Source organism: Haemophilus sp. SZY H36 (assembly GCF_018829625.1).
GTDB lineage: Bacteria > Pseudomonadota > Gammaproteobacteria > Enterobacterales > Pasteurellaceae > Haemophilus > Haemophilus haemolyticus_K.
Window position 1 is genome coordinate 24,134 of sequence record NZ_JAHKKA010000005.1, and the last position, 20,332, is coordinate 44,465.

General features: G+C 38.2%; 17 protein-coding genes and 1 pseudogene. 13 read left to right on the forward strand and 5 right to left on the reverse strand.

Annotated elements, in window-relative coordinates:
- Positions 1-188: 188 nt before the first annotated feature.
- The 4 genes and pseudogenes from KP713_RS08060 to lexA all read right to left on the reverse strand — a co-directional run.
- Positions 189-530 (reverse strand): annotated as a pseudogene (locus tag KP713_RS08060) (DUF417 family protein); the annotation flags it as partial.
- A 69-nt stretch (positions 531-599) separates the two neighbouring features.
- Positions 600-4,547: a phosphoribosylformylglycinamidine synthase gene (gene purL / locus KP713_RS08065; RefSeq protein ID WP_215770364.1), complete on the reverse strand. Its 3,948-nt coding sequence runs from the start codon at positions 4,545-4,547 to the stop codon at positions 600-602.
- Positions 4,548-4,677: 130 nt separating this feature from the next.
- Entirely contained in the window at positions 4,678-5,502 is an 825-nt protein-coding gene (dapF, locus tag KP713_RS08070; protein ID WP_005646156.1) for a diaminopimelate epimerase, read from the reverse strand.
- Positions 5,503-5,644: 142 nt separating this feature from the next.
- The gene (gene lexA, locus KP713_RS08075) at positions 5,645-6,268 is read right to left on the reverse strand and encodes a transcriptional repressor LexA (RefSeq protein ID WP_005632942.1); all 624 of its coding nucleotides are present in this window, start codon (positions 6,266-6,268) and stop codon (positions 5,645-5,647) included.
- A 174-nt stretch (positions 6,269-6,442) separates the two neighbouring features.
- Here lexA and plsB point away from each other — a divergent pair, with 174 nt between their 5' ends.
- The 13 genes from plsB (at position 6,443) to psiE (ending at position 18,969) form a co-directional block, all read left to right on the forward strand.
- On the forward strand, positions 6,443-8,869 hold the full coding sequence (gene plsB / locus KP713_RS08080; protein WP_215770365.1) for a glycerol-3-phosphate 1-O-acyltransferase PlsB: 2,427 nt from the start codon (positions 6,443-6,445) through the stop codon (positions 8,867-8,869).
- A gap of 321 nt (positions 8,870-9,190) precedes the next feature.
- Positions 9,191-10,567 carry a YadA C-terminal domain-containing protein gene (locus tag KP713_RS09050; RefSeq protein ID WP_252346340.1) on the forward strand — a complete coding sequence of 459 codons (1,377 nt, stop codon included), beginning with the start codon at positions 9,191-9,193 and terminating at the stop codon, positions 10,565-10,567.
- A gap of 183 nt (positions 10,568-10,750) precedes the next feature.
- Positions 10,751-11,362, forward strand: coding sequence for a 16S rRNA (guanine(527)-N(7))-methyltransferase RsmG (rsmG, locus tag KP713_RS08090; RefSeq protein ID WP_111407833.1), 612 nt, complete (start codon positions 10,751-10,753; stop codon positions 11,360-11,362).
- A 125-nt stretch (positions 11,363-11,487) separates the two neighbouring features.
- The gene (locus tag KP713_RS08095) at positions 11,488-11,862 is read left to right on the forward strand and encodes an ATP synthase subunit I (protein WP_048953129.1); all 375 of its coding nucleotides are present in this window, start codon (positions 11,488-11,490) and stop codon (positions 11,860-11,862) included.
- 36 nt (positions 11,863-11,898) lie between these two features.
- A complete protein-coding gene (gene atpB / locus KP713_RS08100; protein ID WP_046943039.1) occupies positions 11,899-12,696 on the forward strand; it encodes a F0F1 ATP synthase subunit A in 798 nt (265 codons plus the stop codon).
- A gap of 48 nt (positions 12,697-12,744) precedes the next feature.
- A complete protein-coding gene (gene atpE, locus KP713_RS08105; RefSeq protein ID WP_005632219.1) occupies positions 12,745-12,999 on the forward strand; it encodes a F0F1 ATP synthase subunit C in 255 nt (84 codons plus the stop codon).
- A 38-nt stretch (positions 13,000-13,037) separates the two neighbouring features.
- Positions 13,038-13,508 (forward strand): F0F1 ATP synthase subunit B, encoded by a 471-nt coding sequence (gene atpF, locus KP713_RS08110; RefSeq protein ID WP_046943038.1) that lies wholly within the window; start codon positions 13,038-13,040, stop codon positions 13,506-13,508.
- A 12-nt stretch (positions 13,509-13,520) separates the two neighbouring features.
- Positions 13,521-14,054 carry a F0F1 ATP synthase subunit delta gene (atpH, locus tag KP713_RS08115; RefSeq protein ID WP_111407834.1) on the forward strand — a complete coding sequence of 178 codons (534 nt, stop codon included), beginning with the start codon at positions 13,521-13,523 and terminating at the stop codon, positions 14,052-14,054.
- A gap of 12 nt (positions 14,055-14,066) precedes the next feature.
- A complete protein-coding gene (gene atpA / locus KP713_RS08120; RefSeq protein WP_005629241.1) occupies positions 14,067-15,608 on the forward strand; it encodes a F0F1 ATP synthase subunit alpha in 1,542 nt (513 codons plus the stop codon).
- A gap of 15 nt (positions 15,609-15,623) precedes the next feature.
- The gene (gene atpG / locus KP713_RS08125; RefSeq protein WP_048953131.1) at positions 15,624-16,496 is read left to right on the forward strand and encodes a F0F1 ATP synthase subunit gamma; all 873 of its coding nucleotides are present in this window, start codon (positions 15,624-15,626) and stop codon (positions 16,494-16,496) included.
- 16 nt (positions 16,497-16,512) lie between these two features.
- Positions 16,513-17,886 (forward strand): F0F1 ATP synthase subunit beta, encoded by a 1,374-nt coding sequence (atpD, locus tag KP713_RS08130; protein WP_048953132.1) that lies wholly within the window; start codon positions 16,513-16,515, stop codon positions 17,884-17,886.
- Positions 17,887-17,916: 30 nt separating this feature from the next.
- Complete coding sequence (locus tag KP713_RS08135) at positions 17,917-18,345, forward strand: F0F1 ATP synthase subunit epsilon (RefSeq protein WP_215770366.1); 429 nt, start codon at positions 17,917-17,919, stop codon at positions 18,343-18,345.
- A gap of 204 nt (positions 18,346-18,549) precedes the next feature.
- Positions 18,550-18,969 (forward strand): phosphate-starvation-inducible protein PsiE, encoded by a 420-nt coding sequence (psiE, locus tag KP713_RS08140; protein ID WP_065265661.1) that lies wholly within the window; start codon positions 18,550-18,552, stop codon positions 18,967-18,969.
- Between the two features lie 91 nt (positions 18,970-19,060).
- Here the strand turns inward: psiE and KP713_RS08145 are convergent, their stop codons facing one another.
- Positions 19,061-20,323 (reverse strand): heme biosynthesis protein HemY, encoded by a 1,263-nt coding sequence (locus KP713_RS08145; protein WP_215770367.1) that lies wholly within the window; start codon positions 20,321-20,323, stop codon positions 19,061-19,063.
- Between the last annotated feature and the right edge of the window lie 9 nt (positions 20,324-20,332).

The window sequence follows — 20,332 nt, forward strand, 5'->3', positions numbered from 1 at the left end:
AGTACCATCTCAGATCAGTCTTCTTGATACCATGAGTTACCTGCTTCTCGAAATACACATTTTAGGTGTAGTCTCATAGCGACAATTCGCTTATGAACGTTATTAATCCTCTCTGTATTATTAAGCTTTTATATCTTAATAACAAAAAGGCTTGCCATTTATCCCAGCAAGCCTTTTAAATAAACTAATTAAGCAAACTGCTTTTTATTATCTAAATAGCGTTTCGCACATTCTGCTGCAGCAACTAAGCCACCTGCCATCATAATAATATCTTTAATCACGACTCGGCCAGCCCCTGAGAGATATGGGAAGCCATAATTAGGTGTTGGGAAGTCCCCACCTAAATTCGGCACCCAGGTTTCTGGCGTAAATATCAGGAACGACAGCGTGACTATCGACATGCCAAAGGTGAGTAAACCACCAAATAAACCTAATGTTGGAGACCAAATGCCCACTAATACTAAAATACCAATTGTCACAATGATTGCGCCAATAATATGAGAAGCAGTATAGATGCCGTTGGCTTTATACAATAAAAAAGAGATACTAATTTCTTAGTATCTCTTATTTTTAATTAATTTTCCGTGATCAATTTCACATTATTTGAAATTCACTCTCGCATTTCTAAAAATTCTCATCCATGCACCATCTTCAGACCAATCTTCTGGATACCATGAGTTGCTCACAGCACGGAATACACGCTCTGGGTGTGGCATCATTGCGGCAATACGACCATCGACGTTAGAAATAGCAGTAATCCCTAATGCCGAACCATTCGGGTTGGCTGGATAAGTTTCAGTCACGTTTAAATGGCTATCGATATATTGCGCCACAATTAAGTTTTGCGCTTGAAGTGCGGTCAAATTCTCAGGCGTTTTGAATTCTACGCGACCCTCACCATGAGAAACCGCAATCGGCATATGTGAACCTGCCATGCCTTTAAACCATAATGAGTTGGTGTCGTTGATTTTCACCATCGCGGCACGCGCTTCAAAGCGTTCTGACTTATTACGAACGAAACGTGGCCAGTTTTCTGCACCAGGAATGATTTCCGCAAGGGTGGAGATAAATTGACAGCCGTTACATACACCTAATGAAAGGGTGTTTTCATTGGCGAAGAATTGGCTGAATTGATCGCGTAATTGTGGGTTGAACAAAATAGATTTCGCCCAACCGCCGCCAGCACCTAATACGTCACCATAAGAGAAACCACCACAAGCCACCATTGCATTGAAGTCGTTTAAGTTGTAACGACCCTCCATTAAATCACTCATGTGAACATCAATCGCCGCAAAGCCTGCACGATCAAAGGCCGCAGCCATTTCAACATGGCTGTTTACGCCTTGTTCACGTAATACTGACACTTTTGGTTTCACGCCTTTGCTGATGTAAGGTGCAGAAATATCTTCATTCACATCATAAGTTAAGTGAGCGGATAAGCCTTTGTTGTCTGTTGCTTTTTTCGCTTCAAATTCTTGGTCAGCACATTCTGGGTTATCGCGTAAGCGTTGCATTTGATGGGTCAATTCCGCCCAAATGCCACGCAATTCGGAGCGTTTTTCATCCAAAATTTCCCTTCCGAATTGATGGATCACAATGCGATCATCGTTGCTAACCTTGCCGATGTCGTAGGTAATTCCCTCTAATCCATGTGTTTTCAACACCGTATAAATAGCGTCAAGTTCCGCCTCTAATACCTGAATCACCGCGCCTAATTCTTCGTTAAATAAAATGGCTAACTCAGAAATTTCTTGCGCATAGTGTTCCGCACCGAGCTCAAGCGCCCATCCTTTTCCGCTATCGAATAACGGAGAAATATCAACATCCACGCCACAGTTACCCGCAAACGCCATTTCTGCAAGAGTGGTAATTAAACCACCGTCGGAACGGTCGTGGTAAGCCAATAATTTACGTTCTGCTACTAATGCTTGCATTGCATCGAAGAAGTTTTTCAGTTTAGTAACATTCACTACATCGGCTGGTTTGTCACCTAATTGTTTATACACTTGCGCAAGTGCAGTCGCGCCTAAGCGATTTTTTCTTTCGCCTAAATCAATCAACAATAAACGGCTTGCGCCTTTATCTGTGCGTAATTGAGGTGTCACGGTTTTGCGTACATCTTCCACGCGAGCAAAAGATGAAATTACTAAAGAAAGTGGTGCAGTAACGGATTTTTTCTCGCCATTTTCTTCCCAAGTGGTTTTCATCGACATAGAGTCTTTACCCACTGGAATGGTAATGCCTAATGCAGGGCAAAGTTCTTCACCGACCGCTTTTACGGCTTCATATAAGCCAGCGTCTTCACCACCATGACCCGCTGCAGACATCCAGTTTGCAGACAGTTTGATGCGTTTAATATCGCCAATGTTGGTACCTGCAATATTGGTAATGGATTCGGCTACCGCTAAACGTGCAGAAGCACTAAAGTCTAATAATGCCACGGGTGCGCGTTCGCCCATTGCCATGGCTTCGCCGTGATAGCTGTCTAATGATGCAGTTGTGACCGCAACATCAGACACCGGAATTTGCCATGGGCCGACCATTTGATCACGTGCCACCATACCAGTTACCGAACGGTCGCCAATGGTGATTAAGAAAGTTTTTTCTGCCACCACCGGTAAACGTAATACACGATGGAAGGCTTCTTTTAATTGAATATTTTCCGTTGCAAGCGGTCGATTTTCGACAGTTTTTGACGAAACCTCACGCGTCATTTTCGGGGTTTTGCCTAATAACACATTCATTGGCAAATCAATTGGGTTATTGTTGAAATGACTATCGTACAAGGTTAAATGTTTCTCTTCCGTTGCCTCACCAATGACCGCAAACGGCGCGCGCTCACGTTCACAAAGTGCGGTAAATAATTCGAGTTTTTCTGGCGCAACGGCTAATACATAACGTTCTTGCGATTCGTTACACCAAATTTCTAATGGCGACATGCCTTTTTCATCGCAAAGAATAGAACGTAAATCAAATTTACCGCCACGCTCACCATCGTGCACCAATTCAGGCATGGCGTTGGATAAACCACCCGCCCCCACATCGTGGATAAAGAGGATTGGGTTTTCATCACCTAATTGCCAGCAGCGATCAATCACCTCTTGGCAGCGGCGTTCCATTTCTGGGTTTTCACGTTGAACGGAAGCAAAATCTAAATCTTCTTTTGATTTTCCACTGTCCATCGAAGACGCTGCCCCACCGCCTAAGCCGATATTCATTGCAGGACCACCCAATACGATCAATTTCGCACCCACTGGTATTTCGCCTTTTTGAACGTGTTCGCCACGAATATTACCTATACCACCCGCTAACATAATCGGCTTGTGGTAACCACGCACTTCTTCACCATTGAAGCTGTTGACTTTCTCTTCATAGGTACGGAAATAACCCAATAACGCAGGGCGACCAAACTCGTTGTTAAATGCTGCACCACCTAATGGGCCTTCAATCATAATATCTAAGGCTGATGCAATACGGTTTGGCTTGGAGAGTGGATTTTCCCAAGGTTGCTCAAAGTTTGGAATGACAAGGTTTGATACCGAGAAACCGGTTAAACCCGCTTTAGGTTTTGCACCACGACCGGTTGCACCTTCATCACGAATTTCACCGCCCGAACCCGTTGCGGCACCTGGGAATGGCGAAATTGCGGTTGGGTGGTTATGGGTTTCCACTTTCATTAAGATATGTGCATCTTCATTGTGATAGCGATATTGTCCATCTTGGTCGGCAAAGAAACGGCCGACTTTTGAGCCTTCCATCACCGCTGCATTATCTTTATAGGCTGAAAGCACGAAATCAGGGGTTTTCTCAAAGGTATTTTTAATCATCTTAAACAGGGATTTATCCTGTTTTTTGCCGTCAATAACCCAATCCGCATTAAAGATTTTATGGCGGCAGTGCTCGGAGTTGGCTTGCGCGAACATATAAAGTTCAATATCGTGCGGATTGCGTCCTAATTGGGTAAAGTTTTCAACCAAATAATCAATTTCATCTTCTGTCAATGCTAAACCTAATTCTACATTGGCTGTCACTAAAGCTTCACGTCCCCCTTTTAAAATATCCACGGTTTTAAACGGTTTCGGATCTTGATGACGGAATAAAATCTCAGCATCTTCTGGATTACGCACCACGGTTTCCATCATTCGATCGTGTAAAAGTGCGGTCAATTTTTCAGTTGTTTTTTCATCAAGCGGTTGGCTTAACTCAAAATAATACGCCAAACCACGCTCAATACGCTCCACTTCATTTAAACCACAGTTATGCGCAATATCTGTCGCTTTAGAAGACCAAGAAGAAATCGTACCAACACGTGGAATCACGATAAAAGTTTCGCCTTTGGTGTCGTGTTCTGCCAAAGTTGGGCCGTAATGTAACAATGCTTTTAGTTTTGCTTCCTGCTCGCTAACAAGCGGTCGATTTAATTCCACAAAATGCAAATATTCCGCATAAACCGATTTCACCGGTAATTGATTTTGTTGGAATTTTTGCATTAAGCATTGAATACGGAATTCAGAAAGGGCGGGGGAGCCACGAAAAGTTTGAAACATACGGGTACCTTTGAGTTGTGTTTGAGGTAAAAATCGCGGGCTATTATAAAGGATATTTCTAGAAACGAAAACGTTTGCGTTTATGAGGAATAAAATCCCCATCTTTAAGAATTAGATGGGGATAAGAAGATTAAAGGGTTATAAAACCATCATATACATGGGTCGCTTCGCCAGTCATATAAAGTGGATGACCAACGCCATTCCATTCAATGATTAATGAACCGCCTGGCAAATCGACTTGAACTCGATTGTTCAATAAACCTTGCATAATTCCAACTGCAACAGCTGCACAAGCTCCGCTTCCACAGGCTTGGGTTTCTCCAGCACCACGTTCATAAACTCTAAGTTTAATATGTTCTTTATTGATAATTTGCATAAAACCAGCATTGACCCGTTCGGGAAAGCGTTCGTGACTTTCTAGCAAAGGGCCAAGTTGTTCAACATTTGCTGTTTGAATATCATCTACTTGCACAACACAATGAGGATTCCCCATTGAAACGGCACCACATAAGACGGTTTGAATGTCCGTCCGCAGAATGTAATTTTTCTCGAATTTATTTGCGGTAAATGGAATTTTTGCTGGCTCCCAAATCGGTTCACCCATATTCACGCGAATTTGGTTATCGTCTTTTACCGTTAGAACCATATTACCTTTTTGCGTGCTAACCGCGATGTCTTTTTTGTTAGTTAGTCCTTTTAATGTCACAAAACGAGCAAAACAGCGGGCACCATTTCCGCATTGCGAAACTTCGCTCCCATCGGCATTGAAAATACGATAATGAAAGTCGAGTTCAGGATCATAAGGTGGTTCAACAAGCAAAAGCTGGTCAAAACCAATTCCACGGTGGCGATCAGCTAAGCGTTGAATGGTTTCTGACGTAAAAAAAACATTTTGAGTAACACCATCAACTACAACAAAATCGTTGCCTAATCCGTGCATTTTGGAAAACTGCATTTTTCCATCCTTTATTTAAATTCAAGATTGATTGCATTATAGAGAGCGGTAAAAAGAATGGCAAATTCAGAATTTTAGATTAAGAAAAGTACGGTAAAACACAGGAAATTTTTACCGCACTTGATTCGCTAATTTACTAAGATTACATCCAAGCATTATTGCGAATGATCCCTACTGCAATGCCTTCAATCTCAAAGTTTTCTTGTTCTTCAAGATTTACTACGATTGGATCAAACTCTTCATTTTCTGCGTGTAGATAAATGATAGAACCTTTTTTCTCAAGGCGTTTTACCGTCACTTCATCTTCAATACGGGCAACGACAATTTGCCCATTACGTACATCCTTGGTGCTATGTACAGCTAATAAATCACCATCTAAGATACCAATGTCTTTCATGGATTGACCATAAACTTTGAGTAAGAAATCTGCTTGTGGTTTAAACATATCGGCATCTACGCGATAAGTTGCTTCGATATGTTGTTCTGCGAGAATTGGTTCTCCAGCCGCTACGCGACCCACGAGTGGTAAACCATCAAATTCTTCATTTGCGCTATTGTCTAAAATGCGGATACCGCGAGATGCACCTGGAATAATTTCAATCGCACCTTTGCGTGAAAGTGCTTTTAAATGTTCTTCAGCCGCGTTGGGTGATTTAAAGCCTAATTCTCGAGAGATTTCGGCTCGTGTTGGTGGCATTCCTGTTGTTTCTAAATGACGTTTTAATAAATCCAACACTTCTTGTTGGCGTGCTGTTAATGGTCTCATATACACTCCTGTTTTTAAATACAGATAACTGGTATTGTATACAGATTGAGTGAAGTTGCAATAGTTATTTTTTAAATCTGTGTATTAGGTCACATTCTGCTACTAAATTTTTTAAAGCGGTTGAGATCGGATGTGTTAAAATATTTCAAATTTACAACAAAGAGAAAATTTATCATGGCAAATTTTGTAAATATGTATCGTCAATTATTGAGCTTGCCTCTGTCAGTATTAGTAAAAAATAATCCAATTCCAGCTAATCCGATAGAAGAGCTTTCCCTCAATATTCACCAACCTGTTGTTTATGTTTTGCCTTATACCTCTCAAACCGATTTCGTTATTTTCCGTCGAAATTGTTTGGTGCTAGGTTTACCTGATCCTGCTGAGAAAAATGAAATTGATGGTGTGAAGTTACCTCGTTATGTGTATTTAGATGAGGGACGCCGCATTTTTAAATCGAAAGGTGCGAAAGATGAAACCACCACGATTTTCAATAAATACCTCGAATTACACCGCACTTCTGAGAGTTTAGATGTGCAACTTATTCCAGTTTCCGTTCTTTGGGGGCGTTCTCCTGGGCATGAAGATAAATCTGGTTTGCCTAACTTGCGTTTGTTAAATGGCATGCAAAAAACTTTTGCGGCTATTTGGTTTGGACGTGATACCTTTGTACGTTTTTCTCAAGCCGTTTCATTACGTTATATGGTGAATGAGCATGGCTCCGATGAAAAAATTGCGCAAAAGCTGGCTCGAGTGGCAAAAATGCATTTTGCTAAACAGCGCATTTCTGCCACAGGCCCGCGTTTACCGAATCGCCAAGCTATGTTTAATAAATTATTGCAATCAGAAGCGATTCAACATGCGATTGAAGATGAAGCAAAATCGAAAAATATCAGTATTGAAAAAGCGCAAAAAGAAGCGCATAAGATTTTGGATGAAATCGCAGCAGATGTAAGCCATTCAAGTTTACGAGCTGCTGATCGTTTTTTACGTTGGCTTTGGAATAAACTTTATTCTGGTATTGATGTACAAAATGCAGATCGCGTACGTAAATTAGCACTTGAAGGTCATGAGATTGTTTATGTGCCTTGTCACCGTAGTCATATCGACTATTTATTGCTTTCTTATGTGCTTTATCATCAAGGGCTTGTTCCACCGCATATCGCAGCAGGAATTAATTTAAACTTCTGGCCTGTGGGTAGAATGTTCCGCAGTTGGGGCGCATTCTTTATTCGCCGCACTTTTAAAGGAAACAGATTGTATTCCGCCATTTTCCGCGAATATTTATCAGAATTATTCCACCGTGGTTATTCGGTAGAATATTTTATTGAGGGTGGTCGTTCGCGTACTGGTCGTTTACTTGCGCCAAAAACAGGTATGATGTCGATGACACTTCAAGCGTTGCAACATAATCAAACTCGCCCAATTTCTGTTGTTCCAGTTTATGTAGGCTATGAGCACGTATTAGAGGTGGATACTTACGCAAAAGAATTACGTGGTGCGGCGAAAGAAAAAGAAAATGCAGGTTTGGTTATTCGAGTAATTAAAAAATTACGCAATCTTGGTCAAGGTTTTGTGAATTTTGGTGAGCCAATTACACTTTCAAACTATTTGAGTCAGCATTTCCCTGATTGGAAAGAGCAAAATCACGAAGAAAAACCACAATGGTTTGCTCCTGCTGTTGATTCTGTATCAAAACAAATAATGGTGAACATTAATAAAGCTGCCGCGGTGAATGCAATGAATTTGGTTGGGACAGCATTATTGTCTTCTCGTCAGCGTGCACTTTCTCGTGAGCAACTTTTAGAACAACTGGCGAGTTACCAACAATTACTACAAAACGTGCCTTATTCCACAGATGTTGTATTGCCAACGGCTACGCCTGAAATGATGTTAAATCATGTATTAACGCTTGATCGTGTTGGCGTGTTAGTCGAAAAAGATAACTTTGGGGAAATTGTGCGTTTGGAACGTGCATCAGCCGTCTTGATGACTTACTATCGCAATAACATACAACACTTATTTGTATTGCCATCTTTAGTTGCAAGCATTATTTTGCATTATGAGGCGATTCAAAAAGATTTATTAGTGGAAGCTGTTGGCAAGATTTATCCGTTCTTAAAAGGTGAGTTATTCTTGCACTTTAGTGAAGAAGAGTTAAAAACTCAAATTCACCAAATTATTGATGAATTTGCGCGCCAACAGGTGATTAACTCTAATGATAATTTCTTATCTATCAATAAATCGAAAGTACGTATTTTACAACTTTGGTCGGCGGGAATGCGTGAAATCTTGCAACGTTATTACATTACAGTGACAATTTTGCAAAAACAACCAGATATTTCACGTGCAGAACTTGAAAAAGAAAGTCAACTTGTTGCACAACGTTTATCTGTATTGCATGGTATTAACGCGCCGGAGTTCTTTGATAAAGCCGTCTTCTCTATGTTCATTGCGAATTTGAAAGAACAAGGTTATTTTGATGATAACAGCCAAGGTAACCTTGAAAAATTAGAGGCATTATCCTCTATTCTTGCACATTTAATTTCAACCGAAATTTGCCTCACTGTAAAAGGCACGGTGGCTAAAGTTGAAGATAACTAAATATTACCATGTTACAAAGTGCGGTGAGTATTCACCGCATTTTTTATTATCAACCTGATAAATGAAAATGTGATCTCTATCACATTTTTTATGTTTTTCAATTGTATTTTATTTTACGTGGGTGTATAACTTCTGTTGATGATGAGAGGGGGAACTCGTCGTATCTTTGATCTACTAAGATCTATCTTTACTTAGCCTTTCAAAAAATATCCCCCTTTTTGCCATTCTCAATGATAAAGCAGTATGTTTTATTACATATTGTTTGTTGTCATTTCTACAAATCTATTCCAAATAATTTAATGAAAAAAAGGACTGTTTTTTATGAAATATGAACTTTTAAAACGTACTGCAATTGCGTTATTTGTAGGTGGTGTTATCTCTTCTTATACAGTGGCAGCTGAACAACCTGCAACTTCACCAAATAATAAACTCACTGATTCATTTAACAACATTGAAGCAGCTATAAATAAAAATGATAAAAATATTAAAAATATAACAAAATTATTAGTTGGTGACAAAAATGACGAAGCTAATCCAGGCTTAATAAGCACTATTGATACAATAAATAAGCAAGCTACAGATAATGCCAATTTACTCATTAAAATGGCAGGAAAAGTTGATCAAAATAAGAAAGATACTGATGCAGAAATTGCTAAAAAAGCAGATCAGAGTGCTGTAGATGATATAAATACTGAATTAACTGCAAGAGCAGAAGCAATAGAGACATTGCAAAAAGAAAAAGCAAGTCTCGACGATGTAACCAAGTTATCTGAAAATGTTAAAGAAGGATTTGATAGTATTCAAGATAAAGTACACAACCTACAAGAAGCTTTGGCTGGAGATGGTACAGATGAAAAACCTGGTTTAATTAAATCAGTAAGTTCAGCTGTTGAAGAGTTAAATGATAATATTGCTAAAAAAGCAGATAAAGCCACTGTAGAGCAAAATACAAAAGAGATTGAAAAAATTAAAAATCTGGAAGGCTATAAGTCTTTAAAGGAAGTCAAGGCTATGGTGGACGATGTCAAAGAGTATGTTGATGTAGTTGATAGTGATGTTGATGACTTAGTTAAAGAACATAATTCTCTTTCAGAGAAGCATAATAAATTAGCGGAAGGTGTTAAAAAATTTACTGAAGAGTATAATGTCTTTACCAATGCTACAAATGAAGAACTGAACAAAAAAGCATATGCTGATGATGTAGAAGATGCTTTATCTAGAAAGGCAAATGCGTCAGATGTATATACTAAGGCTGAAAGCAACAGCAAACTAAATGCTAAAGCAAATGCATCAGAGGTATATACTAAGACTGAAAGTGACAGCAAACTAAATGCTAAAGCAAATGTAGCTGACGTATATAGTAAAACTGAAACCGATAATAAATTTGCATTAAAAGCTGATAATTCAGTTGTTAATGTTCATACAAAACGTCTTGATCATTTAGATAATAGAGTAAATAAACTTGATAAAGATCTTAAACGTGGTCTTGCTGCTCAAGCTGCTTTAACAGGTTTATTCCAACCATATACTGTGGGTAAAGCAAACTTTACAGCAGCTGTAGGTGGTTATAAATCTCAAACTGCAGTAGCGATTGGTACTGGTTATCGTTATAACCAAAACATTGCGACTAAAGCAGGGGTTGCATTTACACAAGGTGGCGGTGTAACTTATAACGCTGGTGTAAACTTTGAGTGGTAAATAAATATTACCTATAAGGGCAGACATTGTGTCTGTCCTTTTTTCTTTATTAAACAAAATATTGGCGTTAATAGACTGGTTAGAAATAAATTAAGACGGAATCTTATTATAAGTAAAAAAACACTAAAGATTTTCACCGCACTTTTAAGTAAAATAGCGCAATTTTCTAAAGAGATAATAAATATGAAAGCCAAATTAGCTAGTTTACTTGCGCAAGCAAATATAAAAATAAGTGATCAACAAATTCAGCAGCTGATTGATCTGGTCAATTTACTCAATAAATGGAATAAAGCTTATAATTTGACGTCAGTTCGTGATCCACAAGAAATGTTAGTCAAACATATCTTAGATAGCCTTGTTGTAAGTCCTTATTTACAAGGTGATCGTTTTATTGATGTCGGTACTGGCCCTGGCTTGCCTGGTTTACCTTTAGCAATTATTAATCCTTCCAAACAATTTGTCCTCCTTGATAGTTTAGGCAAACGTATTAGTTTTATTCGAAATGCAGTACGTGAGCTTGGGCTCACTAATGTAACGCCTGTTTTAAGTCGAGTAGAAGAATATCAACCTGAAGATAAATTTGATGGCGTATTAAGTCGCGCTTTTGCTTCATTAAAAGATATGACTGATTGGTGCCATCATTTACCCAAAGAAAACGGTCATTTTTATGCATTAAAAGGTATTTATCAGGAAGATGAAATTAATGAATTGAATAAAAAATACACTATTCAAGAAGTGATTGAACTACATGTTCCCGAACTTATAGGTGAGCGACATTTAATCGTTTTGCGTTAAAAAGTAACAAATAGATAAATTATTTTCTAAAAGTGTGATTTATATAACACTTTTTATGTGTTTTTAAGTTGAATCTAAATCCAGCAAAGGTATAATCGGCGAGCTAAAATTATTTTGTAAAAGTGATGTCGCGCATTTTATCTCACGCTAAAAAAAACTACAGAAAAGCTATTGTTATTGAGAGTCTTTTGCTTGTAGTTTTTTATTTGCTTATTTATGGATGGCAACGCCAAAGTGCGGTAGATTTTGGCTACGGTTTTTTAAGTGCCTTTTTGCCTTTTTGTACATTCATATTTATCATTTTTTACAGAAAACAAAATTTTTCAACAAAACTGACCGCACTTTATCGTGCTGAAGCAATAAAGTTTATTTTAACGATGGTTTTTATCATTATTGCCATCAAATGGTTATTAGTTATCAATTTTATTGCGTTTTTTGTTGGTTTTTTATTGGCGTTAGTGCTGAATAATGTTATTCCACTTATTCTCAATAAAATTTAGCTTTGGGTTATTCTTCTTCAGAACAAAGGATCGATTATGTCTGGACAAACTTCAATTGAATATATCCAACACCATTTAACTTATCTTACAACAGGTGAAGGTTTTTGGACGTTTAATCTTGATACGTTTTTCTTCTCTGTGTTGTGCGGTTTCCTTTTCTTAGCTATTTTTCGCAAGGTGGCTAAAAAAGCAACAACAGGTGTGCCGAGTAAACTACAATGTGCTGTTGAAATGGCTGTAGAATGGATTGATGGTGTGGTAAAAGAAAATTATCACGGTAAACGAGATGTGATAGCGCCGTTGGCTTTAACTATTTTCGTATGGGTGATGATTATGAATACTATTGATTTGGTACCTGTGGATTATATTCCCCAGTTGTTTGCTATTATTACAGGCGATCATCATATTCCTGTACGAGCCGTGCCGACTACGGATATGAATATGACATTTGCAATGTCGATTTCAGTATTTGTATTAATCCTTTTTTATACGATTAAATCTAAGGGTATTAAAGGTCTCGCAAAAGAATACACTTTACACCCTTTTAATCATTGGGCATTTATCCCTGTTAATCTTCTTCTTGAATCCGTGACGTTGATCTCAAAGCCTGTTTCATTAGCACTTCGTTTATTCGGAAATATGTATGCTGGTGAGCTGATCTTTATTTTGATTGCCGTGATGTATTCAGCCAATGCGTTTGTGGCTGCACTGGGTGTGCCATTGCAGTTGGTGTGGGCGATTTTCCATATTTTGGTTATCGCATTACAAGCCTTCGTCTTTATGATGCTTACTGTGGTTTACCTGAGTATTGCATATAATAAAGCGGAACATTAATTTTTATTTTTTATTTAACAACTCAACTCTCAACAACGGAGAAAATTTATGGAAACTGTAATTAGTGCAACAATCATTGCTTCTGCGATTATGCTTGCTTTTGCTGCGTTAGGTACTGCGATTGGCTTTGGTCTTCTTGGCGGTAAATACCTTGAGTCTGCCGCTCGTCAGCCTGAATTAGCTAATTCACTACTTACTAAGATGTTTATTGTTGCAGGTCTTCTTGATGCGATTGCGATGATCGCTGTAGGTATCGGTTTATATTTCGCATTCGCAAATCCATTTGCTGCATTATTAGGTTAATAAACAACAAATTTCCTAATTAACGAAGGAGGTATGTTGTGAATATTAATGCAACATTAATTGGTCAAACCATCGCCTTTATTATTTTTGTATGGTTCTGTGTGAAGTTTGTTTGGCCACCAATTATTAATGCGATTGAAACACGTCAAAGCCAAATTGCGAACGCTTTAGCTTCAGCTGAAGCAGCTAAAAAAGAGCAAGCAGATACGAAAAATCTTGTTGAACAAGAACTTTCAGCTGCAAAAGTACAAGCTCAAGAAATTTTAGATGCAGCGAATAAACGTCGCAATGAAGTATTAGACGAAGTGAAAGTAGAAGCCGAAGAACTAAAAGCAAAAATTATTGCTCAAGGTTATGCAGAAGTAGAAGCAGAACGTAAACGTGTTCAAGAAGAATTACGTCTTAAAGTGGCTTCATTGGCAGTGGCTGGTGCTGAGAAAATTGTGGGTCGTTCTATTGATGAAGCGGCAAACAATGACATTATTGATAAATTAGTTGCAGAGTTATAAGAGGCTTAGCTTATGTCAGAATTAACTACAATAGCTCGCCCTTATGCAAAAGCTGCATTCGACTTTGCCATTGAACAAAGTGCGGTCGAAAAATGGACTGAAATGTTAGGTTTTGCTGCAGCCGTAGCTGAAGATGAAACGGTAAAAGCTTACTTAAGTAGTTCTCTTTCTGCACAGAAATTAGCTGATACAGTAATTTCTATTTGTGGCGAACAATTGGATCAATATGGGCAAAATCTTATTCGGTTAATGGCTGAAAATAAGCGTTTGAGTGCTATTTCTGCGGTGTTTGAAGAATTTAAACATCACGTAGAGGAGCACCAAGCTATAGCAGAAGTTGAAGTAACATCTGCGCAACCATTGAATGCAACACAAATCGAAAAAATTGCAGCTGCAATGGAAAAAAGATTAGCTCGCAAAGTAAAATTAAATTGCAACGTGGATAACGCACTTATTGCTGGTGTGATTATTCGTACTGAAGACTTTGTGATTGACGGAAGTAGCCGTGGGCAACTTACTCGTCTCGCAAACGAGTTGCAATTATAAGAGGAATACAAGATGCAACTAAATTCAACTGAAATTAGTGAATTGATTAAAAAACGCATCGCTCAATTCGACGTGGTCAGTGAAGCGCGTAATACAGGGACAATTGTTTCTGTAAGCGATGGTATTATTCGCATCCACGGTTTAAGCGATGTGATGCAAGGTGAAATGATCGCCTTACCAGGTAATCGTTATGCGATGGCACTTAACCTTGAACGCGATTCTGTTGGTGCTGTAGTTATGGGACCTTACGCAGATTTAGCGGAAGGTATGGAAGTTCAATGTACAGGTCGTATTCTTGAAGTACCAGTTGGTCGTGGTTTATTAGGTCGTGTAGTTAATACGCTTGGTCAACCAATCGATGGTAAAGGCGAAATTGAAAATGATGGTTTCTCACCAGTAGAAGTGATTGCGCCAGGCGTTATCGATCGTCGTTCTGTTGATCAACCAGTTCAAACCGGTTATAAAGCTGTTGACTCAATGGTACCAATCGGCCGTGGTCAACGTGAATTAATCATCGGTGACCGCCAAACGGGTAAAACTGCGTTAGCAATTGACGCTATTATTAACCAACGTAATTCAGGTATTAAATGTATCTATGTTGCGATTGGTCAAAAAGCCTCTACTATTGCAAACGTCGTGCGTAAATTAGAAGAACATGGTGCGCTTGCAAATACTATCGTGGTAGCAGCATCCGCATCTGAATCAGCTGCGTTACAATATTTAGCACCTTATGCTGGTTGTGCGATGGGTGAATATTTCCGTGATCGCGGCGAAGATGCGTTAATTGTTTATGATGATTTATCAAAACAAGCCGTAGCTTATCGTCAAATTTCATTATTATTACGTCGTCCACCAGGTCGTGAAGCCTATCCAGGTGATGTGTTCTATTTACATTCTCGTTTACTAGAACGTGCTTCTCGTGTAAACGAAGATTACGTAGAAAAATTCACTAAAGGTGAAGTGAAAGGAAAAACAGGTTCTTTAACCGCACTTCCTATTATTGAAACCCAAGCTGGTGACGTATCTGCGTTTGTTCCAACCAACGTAATTTCTATTACTGATGGTCAGATTTTCTTAGAATCTAACTTGTTTAACTCAGGTATTCGTCCTGCGGTAAACCCTGGTATTTCGGTATCTCGTGTGGGTGGTTCAGCGCAAACTAAAGTTATTAAGAAATTAGCGGGTGGTATTCGTACCGCGCTAGCTCAATATCGTGAATTAGCAGCGTTTGCACAATTTGCATCAGATCTTGATGATGCGACTCGTAAGCAACTTTCTCACGGTGAAAAAGTAACTGAATTATTAAAACAAAAACAATTTGCTCCATTATCTGTTGCAGAACAAGCGGTTGTATTGTTTGCTGTTGAATTTGGTTATTTGGATGACGTGGAATTATCAAAAATTGCAAGTTTTGAGACCGCACTTTTAGATTATTCTAACCGTAATCACGCTGAGTTTATGCAAGAGCTTACTAAAACCGGTAACTATAATGACGAAATCAAAGATACATTAAAAGGTATTTTAGATAGTTTTAAAGCGAATAGTGCTTGGTAGTAACGGAGAGATAAGATGGCAGGTGCAAAAGAGATAAAAACCAAAATTGCCAGTGTACAAAGTACACAAAAAATTACTAAGGCAATGGAAATGGTGGCGACCTCGAAAATGCGTAAAACGCAGGATCGTATGGCTGCATCTCGTCCGTATTCTGAAACTATCCGTAACGTTATTAGTCATGTGTCTAAAGCAAGTGTCGGTTATAAACATCCGTTCTTAGTTGAGCGTGAAGTGAAGAAAATCGGTATCTTGGTTATTTCAACAGATCGTGGTATGTGTGGTGGATTAAATGTTAATTTATTCAAAACCACACTTAACCAAATCAAAAATTGGAAAGAACAAAATATCTCTACAGATTTGGGCCTGATAGGTTCAAAAGGGATTAGTTTTTTCCGTTCCTTTGGATTTATTAATATCAAAGGTCAACTTTCTGGTTTAGGCGATACACCCGCTCTAGAAGAATTAATTGGTGTCGCAAATACAATGTTTGATGCTTATCGTAATGGTGAAATTGATGCAGTTTATATTGCATACAATAAATTTGTTAATACGATGTCTCAAAAACCTGTTGTACAACAATTAGTTCCTTTACCAGAATCTAAAGACGATCATTTAAATGAAAGACAACAGACTTGGGATTATCTTTATGAACCAGAACCAAAAGTACTATTAGATAGTCTTTTAGTTCGTTATTTAGAATCCCAAATTTATCAAGCGGTTGTAGATAATTTAGCTTCAGAACAAGCGGCTCGAATGGTAGCAATGAAAGCAGCAACTGATAATGCAGGTAATTTAATTAATGATCTGCGGTTGGTGTATAACAAAGCTCGTCAAGCAAGTATCACAAATGAATTGAATGAAATCGTAGCCGGTGCGGCAGCGATTTAAGAAAAGAGGAACGGTAATGTCAGCAGGAAAAATTGTACAAATCATCGGTGCGGTGATTGACGTTGAATTTCCACAAGATGCAGTGCCAAAAGTTTACGATGCATTAAAAGTTGAATCAGGTTTAACACTTGAGGTGCAACAACAATTAGGTGGCGGTGTGGTACGTTGTATCGCATTAGGTGCTTCTGATGGTTTAAAACGTGGTTTAAAAGTAGAAAACACGAATGAGCCGATTCAAGTACCGGTAGGCACAAAAACCCTTGGTCGTATTATGAATGTATTGGGTGAACCAATTGACGAACAAGGTCCAATCGGTGAAGAAGAGCGTTGGGCTATCCACCGTTCTGCGCCAAGCTATGAAGAACAATCAAACAGTACGGAATTATTAGAAACTGGTATCAAAGTTATCGACTTAATTTGTCCATTTGCTAAAGGTGGTAAAGTTGGTCTATTCGGTGGTGCGGGTGTAGGTAAAACCGTTAACATGATGGAATTAATCCGTAACATCGCGATCGAGCACTCTGGTTACTCTGTATTTGCGGGTGTAGGTGAACGTACTCGTGAAGGTAATGACTTCTATCATGAAATGAAAGATTCTAACGTATTAGATAAAGTATCTTTGGTTTATGGTCAGATGAATGAGCCACCAGGTAACCGTTTACGTGTTGCGTTAACTGGTTTAACCATGGCAGAAAAATTCCGTGATGAAGGTCGTGATGTATTATTCTTCGTGGATAATATCTATCGTTATACCCTTGCTGGTACGGAAGTATCTGCGTTATTAGGTCGTATGCCATCAGCGGTAGGTTATCAACCAACCTTAGCTGAAGAAATGGGTGTATTACAAGAACGTATTACTTCAACTAAAACAGGTTCTATTACCTCTGTACAAGCGGTATACGTACCTGCGGATGACTTAACTGACCCATCTCCAGCAACAACTTTCGCACACTTAGACTCAACCGTTGTATTAAGTCGTCAAATTGCGTCTTTAGGTATCTACCCAGCTGTTGATCCATTAGATTCAACTTCACGTCAGTTAGACCCACTTGTTGTTGGTCAAGAACATTATGATATTGCTCGTGGTGTACAAGGTATTTTACAACGTTATAAAGAATTGAAAGATATTATCGCAATTCTTGGTATGGACGAATTATCTGAAGAAGATAAATTAGTGGTGGCACGTGCACGTAAAATTGAACGTTTCTTATCACAGCCGTTCTTCGTTGCTGAAGTATTTAACGGTACTCCGGGTAAATATGTTCCATTAAAAGAAACCATTCGCGGCTTTAAAGGTATTTTAAGCGGTGATTACGACCATATCCCAGAACAAGCGTTCTATATGGTAGGTTCAATCGACGAAGCGCTAGAAAAAGCCAAAAATATGTAATCACTTCAAGTCATTTGAAGGAGAACAAAAATGGCGACATTTAATTTAACAATAGTAAGCGCAGAGCGAAAAATCTTTGAAGGTGAAGTGAAACAGATCCAAGCAACAGGTGTTGAGGGAGAATTAGGAATTCTCCCTGGACACACACCATTGCTAACGGCAATTAAACCAGGGATTGTTAAATTTACCCTTCAAGATGGAAATGAAGAAGTTATCTATGTTTCCGGTGGTTTTTTAGAGGTTCAACCAAATATTGTTACGGTACTAGCAGATGTTGCTATCCGTGGTAGTGAATTAGATGCTGAGCGTATTCGCGAAGCAAAACGTAAAGCTGAAGAAAACATTGTATCTCATGCATCAGATGTAGATCATGATTTACTGGTTGCAAAACTTTCTAAAGAGTTAGCAAAACTTCGAGCTTATGAGTTGACTGAAAAACTCTTGAAAACAGGACGGTAATAAAAAAGTGCGGTGAATTTTCACCGCACTTTTTATATCTAATAATATATCCTTTAAACATACCTTTCTATATCAACTGTTGACTACTCTATTCACTTATTATAGCCACTCTATACTATATTATTTTCCCAAATAGCTTTGACCAACTTTTCTATATTAGATTAAAATATACGCCTTTTTAAATTTTATCCTTAAGGAAGAAAAATGGAAGAATCTTCGGAATTAGAAAAACTCCCAAAAATGATAACAGGAGTCCTAAAAATAGTGTTAAGTTCTGCATTAATTGCATTAGCAATTGTACTAATTATTGCTTTGGGTAAAATAACTTATACCTTAGCAATGATGGTTTTAAATACATCAAGCTTTGTACCCTATGATGTTGCTGAACAAGCTGTAATGTTTTTCTTATATTTCGGGTTTATAGGATTAATAGTTCAATATTTTAAAAGTGGCTATCATTTTCCATTGCGCTATTTTATATACGCAGGGATTACAGCAATGTTACGACTCATTATTGTAAATCATGAAAGCTCAGTTGATACCTTATTATTTGCTGGTTCAATTCTTGTTATGGTTATTGCGCTTTGCCTTGTTTTATATTCTAACAGACTTAAAAATCTATAAAGATATAAAATCCCAAAGCATAATAAAACGCACTTCATTGAAGTGCGTTTTATCTATTATAATCAGTATTTATTCTAATTTGCTTTGAAAGCTAATCTCCATTTTTTAGCATATTTTCCTCATTTTTTTCAAGAGGAATATTGTCTATAGCCATTACGGATTTTAAACTATCTTGTCGTACTTGTTCTGCTAGGACTTTATCACCAGACTGTTCAAAAACGTAAGAAGCCATCATCAAATCATTTGATTCTAATTGATTAGGACAAGCAATCACCTTTTTAAAAACTTCAGCAGCTTGGGAAAATTCGTTATTACGAACATATAAATAGCCCAACGCTCGATTAATACAACATTTTTCTACATCACCTGCACGCTTAGCTCGTTTTGCTACAAGTTTAATTAACTTACTGTTATCTTCCGGCTGTAAACGTGTAATTTGAGTGCAAAGCGCTTTACCAATTGGTGTGTTGTCACCAATTTTTTTCAAGATTTCAAGGGTAAATTCTGCTGCAGACTCATGATCATTACAATCAATTAAACGTTGAATTAAGCCTACTTTTAAATCAACATTATTACGGCGACGACGAGGTAGCTCATCCCACCATGTAAGTAATCCATCAACGCCTTCCTCATTCATCTTTTCATCAAGTAGGCCATTTTCTGTTTGCGTACGAAGTTCTTGAAACTCTTCTGTGCTAAATAAACCACCATTTTCTACACTGTCTAAAATTTCATCAAGCGCTTGATAAGCTTTAGAGCGCAAATAAATATCCACAGCAAGTTTTAATACTTCTTTATTACGGTTAGACATTTCAAGCAGGCTATCTACTGAACTACGCGCTGCTGGTAATTTATTTTGTTGTAATAAAATCCGAGTCCGAGCGATTTCAACCAATAAATTATCAGAACCCGCTAACTCTGTTGCCTCAATTAAATAACGATTTGCACTAAATTCATCACCGCGTTGTTGTGCTGCTTCAGCAGCTTTGATTAGATTTAATACTGGCTCAGCAGAGTGTTTGGCATTTTTACCAATCAATTTTTCTGCTTTTGCATAATCTCCCTCATTCATTTTAACCAAACCTTCAAGGGTTTGTTTTTGTGCTCTAACACGTTTACGGCGTGAAAACCAGTTGTAAGATCCTCTACTTAAACGTAAAAATCGGGTAATAATCCACTCCAATCCATAAATGATTGCTAACGCGATAACAAAAAAGATGACTAGCGTTGTAATAGACATTTCAATAATATTGTTAGCCGTTTCAATACGGACATAACCTTGCTGACCAGAAAGATAAGGTCCAGCCACAAGTCCTGCAAGCAGCGCTATCATTAGAAAAAGCACTCTAAACATAGGCTCTCC